Below are 4,793 nucleotides of genomic sequence, written 5' to 3'. Positions count from 1 at the left end.
CCCGCCAGTGGCGGGATTTTTTTTACCTGTACTTCGCACAGTCCCTACCCAGTTCAGGTATAAAAAAACGGTGCTGGATTAACAGCACCGTTCAGACCTGATAATACCAGGAGGTTACTTCTTAATACCCATCTCATCTTCCAGCCAGGCTTTAAATTCAGCGCCGAGAGTATTATGGCGAATACCATATTCAACGAACGCCTGCATATAGCCCAGCTTATTACCACAGTCATGGCTTTTGCCCTTCATGTGATAAGCTTCAACCGTTTCTTTTTCAATCAGCATATCGATAGCATCAGTCAGCTGAATTTCGTCACCGGCTCCCGGAGGCGTTTTTGCCAGCAGAGGCCAGATATCAGCGCTAAGGACGTAACGCCCCACGACGGCCAGATTAGATGGCGCCACATTCGCTTTCGGCTTTTCAACAACGCCAACCATCGGTACGCTTTCGCCCGGCGCTAATTCAACGCCTTTACAATCAACAACACCATAAGCGGTAACATCTTCTACCGGCTCAACCATAATCTGGCTGCTGCCTGTTTCATCGAAACGATGAATCATTTCGGCAAGGTTGTCGCGTGATAAATCAGATTCGTATTCGTCAAGAATGACGTCCGGCAAGATAACCGCAACGGGCTCATCGCCAACCACCGGGTGCGCGCACAATACCGCGTGTCCCAGACCTTTGGCCAGTCCCTGACGCACCTGCATAATAGTGACATGTGGCGGACAAATAGATTGCACTTCTTCCAGAAGCTGGCGTTTTACACGTTTTTCCAGCATAGCTTCAAGTTCAAAGCTGGTATCGAAGTGGTTTTCAATCGAATTTTTAGACGAGTGAGTTACAAGTACAATTTCAGTGATGCCCGCAGCAATACATTCGTTTACGACGTACTGAATTAATGGCTTATCAACCAACGGTAGCATCTCTTTCGGGATTGCTTTCGTAGCCGGTAACATCCTGGTTCCTAATCCCGCAACCGGGATAACGGCCTTTTTGACTTTTGAATTAAGGGCAGCCATTTAAAACTCTCCTGGACTGTTCATGTATTGAACGTGTTCATCAATCTGTATCGCATCCAAGTATATCAGTACCGCGACAAGCTTCTGGTCTGAAAAGGACGCGCGTCGGTATAATTAAGATAAATACGAATAAATCTGGCGCTGATAGTAGCACTCACAGCATGAGGGGGGTGAGCCAATTTCATTCTCACTCCACTCGGTTGTTCATTCTGCAGACAACATCAGGCGCAGCCGACCACCGGCCCCCCAAATTTGGCATTGCCAGGATTCGCAACGTTGGCTCAGTTGATTAAGATACGCATTCCCTAAGGTTCCCAACGGAACGCCATTGCTGATTTGTACATTGTGGGAACCTGTATTTAATGTCGCATTCAGCCCTGCTGATACCAGAATCAGGTTTTTTAATCCGCTGTGGTAATAACCCACCAGCAAAGGGAATTGTCCGGGCAAATTAGCCTGGCGCAATAAATGGTTAACCTGTTTCAATAACGCACCGAGCTCCGGCAATCGTTGATTTTGATGCGCGAGCTGTTCCTGCAGCAAACCGTTAAATAGCGCCCGCAGTAACAATGCTGCCAGAACGCCATTATCCCCTGCCCGCGTCACATCCAGACAATAAAACGCAAGGTCATGGTCCGATAGCGGTGCAATATCCAGTACCAGCCCCGGCTGATCGGCAGCCACCAATTGACGATAGTTGATCCGACATCGTGAAATAACTTGCGACACAGGAGGCTGTAATTCTTGTAACAGCTTCGCTGCAGCGGCGGGATCCCCGACCATCGCATCCCAGTCGCGAAACAGCCGCTCTTCTTCTTCCACGCGTGAATTAAACATATTCGGATACAGACACGCAAAGACGGTTTCGCGCAGGCGGTTCAGGTCCTTTACCGGCTTTAGCAGCACATCATCCACACCTAATCGCAGTGCTTTGGCTATATCAGACATGTTTTCCGTCGCTGATATCACCAGGATTGGGGTCTGATCGCCACGATTACGCAGATACTCTACTAGCTTAAGTCCGTTCATACGTGGCATAGCCAGGTCGCAGATAATCAGGTCGGGGTTAAAGTGCCCGAGTAATTCAAGTGCTTCAAGTCCATCGCCAGCTACCGCCGTTGTCGCTCCCAAAGAGGAAAACCATGAGTCCATGAGTGAGCGAAATACCGGCTCATCCTCAACGATAAGAATCTGTTTTCCGACCAATGGCTGCGTCATATTCTCCCCCCTGACTGGCTTTAGTAAATAGTGGCATGCTATTGCTACTCACGCCTGTCAGAATTTGCTTAAGTGTTGATAAAAAATGCGTTAGATGTTGGTTTTCACCAGGGGTAGAAGTTCATCCATTTTCTTCTCGACCGCCAGTTGTCCAGCAGCAATGGCTGCGCTGGCGCGGTGAAAATCCAGCGTGGATATTTGCGGACAAAACGGCTGGATCAGGATATCTGGCGGGTCACCGGCCATGCGGTTACGTTTCAGACGGTTTTCCAGAACCTGAATAGAAGTCGTCATGATCTCCATCGCCGTCGGCGCGGTTACCGCACGCCTGGCCGTTATGTTGCTCAAGCGCTCTTTCAGTCGGGCACGCCATGAAAGCGCGTCGACATCATCACCCGTTTCGGCATCACTGCTGACGTTGAAGGAGAGTAAATCTTGCTGCATAAGATGCGCATCGTGTTGCAGATCGACGGCAATAACGATGTCAGCGCCCAGCGCGCGAGTTAAGGATACAGGAACGGGATTCACCACCGCGCCATCGACCAGCCAGTAACCATTATGCGCTACAGGGGACATCAGACCAGGAATACTGCAGGAGGCCCGAACAGCCAGGTGCAAATCACCTTCCGTGAACCAGAGCTCCCGACCCGTACTCAGATTAGTAGCCACAGTTGCGAAACGGCGAGTGCATTGCTCAATTGCTTCTACCGGCATGACATTACGGTACTGATTGAATACCCGTTCACCACGCAGTAAACCGCCCCTGCGCCACGAGAGATCCATCAGACGTAAGACATCCCAATAGCTGAAAGAACAAACCCATTGTTCGAGAGCAGGTAACTTATTGCATGCGTAGGCTGCACCAACCAGCGAACCAATGGAGCACCCTGCCACAATATCAACATCAATGCCCATATGCTTTAGGGCTTTAATAACGCCAATATGCGACCAACCTCGCGCCGCGCCGGAACCTAGCGCCAGCCCAATTTTTATTTTTCTCATTGTACGTACAAACTTCCCCTGGCTTGCAGACGTAGCAACATCGCTACCGCTCAGTTAACATAGTGCTACCCTGGCGTTTTTACGCCGTTTTTTTATTCCAGGGAGTACTTTGTGTCTCAGCTTTGTCCCTGTGGTAGCGCTGTCGAGTATAGCCTATGTTGCTACCGTTATGTGTCCGGCGCGCAAGTAGCACCTACGCCGTCACATCTCATGCGTTCTCGTTACTGTGCTTTTGTGATGAAAGACGCAGATTACCTTATCAAGACCTGGCATCCGGACTGTCATGCAGCCGCGTTTCGCGACGACATTATCGCAGGATTTAGCCACACTGAATGGCTCGGGCTGACCGTTTTTGAACAACAAACGGCAGACACAGAAAATATCGGCTATGTCAGCTTTGTTGCGCGATTTTCTGAACAAGGTAAAACAGGTGCAATTATCGAGCGCTCTCGTTTTTTAAAAGAAAACGGTCAGTGGTACTATATAGACGGTACACGCCCTCAAATTGGACGAAACGATACCTGCCCTTGTGGCTCCGGTAAAAAATTTAAAAAGTGCTGCGGCTAATCAACGCCCGACAGTATCAATTTTGCAAACATTCTCAACAGGATCACCGCTGCAAATGCATTCATTACAACGAAAAGTGCTGCGTACTATTTGCCCGGACCAAAAAGGTCTGATCGCGCGCATTACGAATATCTGTTACAAGCATGAACTGAACATCGTGCAGAACAATGAGTTCGTGGACCACCGTACCGGGCGCTTTTTTATGCGTACCGAACTGGAGGGTATTTTTAACGACGTCACGCTGCTTGCCGATCTGGATAGTGCCCTTCCAGATGGCTCCATTCGTGAATTAACGCCAGCAGGACGCCGCCGTATCGTCATTTTGGTCACCAAGGAAGCACATTGTCTGGGTGATCTGTTAATGAAGGCCAATTATGGCGGGCTGGATGTTGAAATCGCCGCTGTGATCGGCAACCACGAGACGCTGCGACCTTTGGTTGAGCGGTTTGATATCCCGTTTGAGCTGGTCAGCCACGAAGGTTTAACGCGTGACGAACATGATCTGAAAATGGCCGACGCTATCGACGCGCACCAACCTGACTATGTCGTGCTGGCAAAATACATGCGCGTTCTGACGCCAACATTTGTTTCACGCTTCCCGAATAAGATTATCAATATTCACCATTCATTCCTGCCAGCGTTTATTGGCGCTCGCCCTTACCATCAGGCTTATGAGCGCGGCGTGAAGATCATCGGTGCGACAGCCCACTACGTGAATGATAACCTTGATGAAGGCCCAATCATTATGCAGGACGTAATTCATGTGGATCACACCTACACCGCGGAAGACATGATGCGTGCGGGCCGCGACGTTGAGAAAAATGTATTAAGCCGCGCGCTGTATCAGGTTCTGGCTCAACGCGTCTTTGTTTACGGTAACCGAACGATTATTCTGTAATCGATTGATAATTGAATTGGTTACCTTTACATCTTTACGCGTAAAAATCAGGCAACCAGTTCTTTTTTATCAACGGAATACTTTA

General features: G+C 49.3%; 5 protein-coding genes. 2 read left to right on the top strand and 3 right to left on the bottom strand.

Annotated elements, in window-relative coordinates:
- Positions 1-114: 114 nt before the first annotated feature.
- The 3 genes from galU to rssA all read right to left on the bottom strand — a co-directional run bounded on the left by galU (position 115) and on the right by rssA (position 3,243).
- A complete protein-coding gene (gene galU, locus FDW87_RS18685; protein WP_016153274.1) occupies positions 115-1,023 on the bottom strand; it encodes a UTP--glucose-1-phosphate uridylyltransferase GalU in 909 nt (302 codons plus the stop codon).
- A 204-nt stretch (positions 1,024-1,227) separates the two neighbouring features.
- The gene (gene rssB, locus FDW87_RS18680; protein ID WP_016153275.1) at positions 1,228-2,241 is read right to left on the bottom strand and encodes a two-component system response regulator RssB; all 1,014 of its coding nucleotides are present in this window, start codon (positions 2,239-2,241) and stop codon (positions 1,228-1,230) included.
- A gap of 90 nt (positions 2,242-2,331) precedes the next feature.
- Complete coding sequence (gene rssA, locus FDW87_RS18675; protein ID WP_016156731.1) at positions 2,332-3,243, bottom strand: patatin-like phospholipase RssA; 912 nt, start codon at positions 3,241-3,243, stop codon at positions 2,332-2,334.
- Positions 3,244-3,354: 111 nt separating this feature from the next.
- On the opposite strand from rssA, the gene FDW87_RS18670 reads away from it, so the two are divergent.
- Together FDW87_RS18670 and purU are read left to right on the top strand one after the other, a co-directional pair.
- Positions 3,355-3,810: a YchJ family protein gene (locus FDW87_RS18670; protein WP_016153277.1), complete on the top strand. Its 456-nt coding sequence runs from the start codon at positions 3,355-3,357 to the stop codon at positions 3,808-3,810.
- 55 nt (positions 3,811-3,865) lie between these two features.
- Positions 3,866-4,708 (top strand): formyltetrahydrofolate deformylase, encoded by an 843-nt coding sequence (purU, locus tag FDW87_RS18665; protein ID WP_016153278.1) that lies wholly within the window; start codon positions 3,866-3,868, stop codon positions 4,706-4,708.
- The last annotated feature ends 85 nt before the right edge of the window (positions 4,709-4,793 follow it).

Origin of the sequence: Citrobacter sp. wls826, assembly GCF_005281245.1 — a bacterium.
Taxonomy (GTDB): Bacteria; Pseudomonadota; Gammaproteobacteria; order Enterobacterales; family Enterobacteriaceae; genus Citrobacter; species Citrobacter braakii.
Note: the sequence above shows the minus strand (reverse complement) of the source record. Positions and strands in the feature narration are given on the sequence as shown.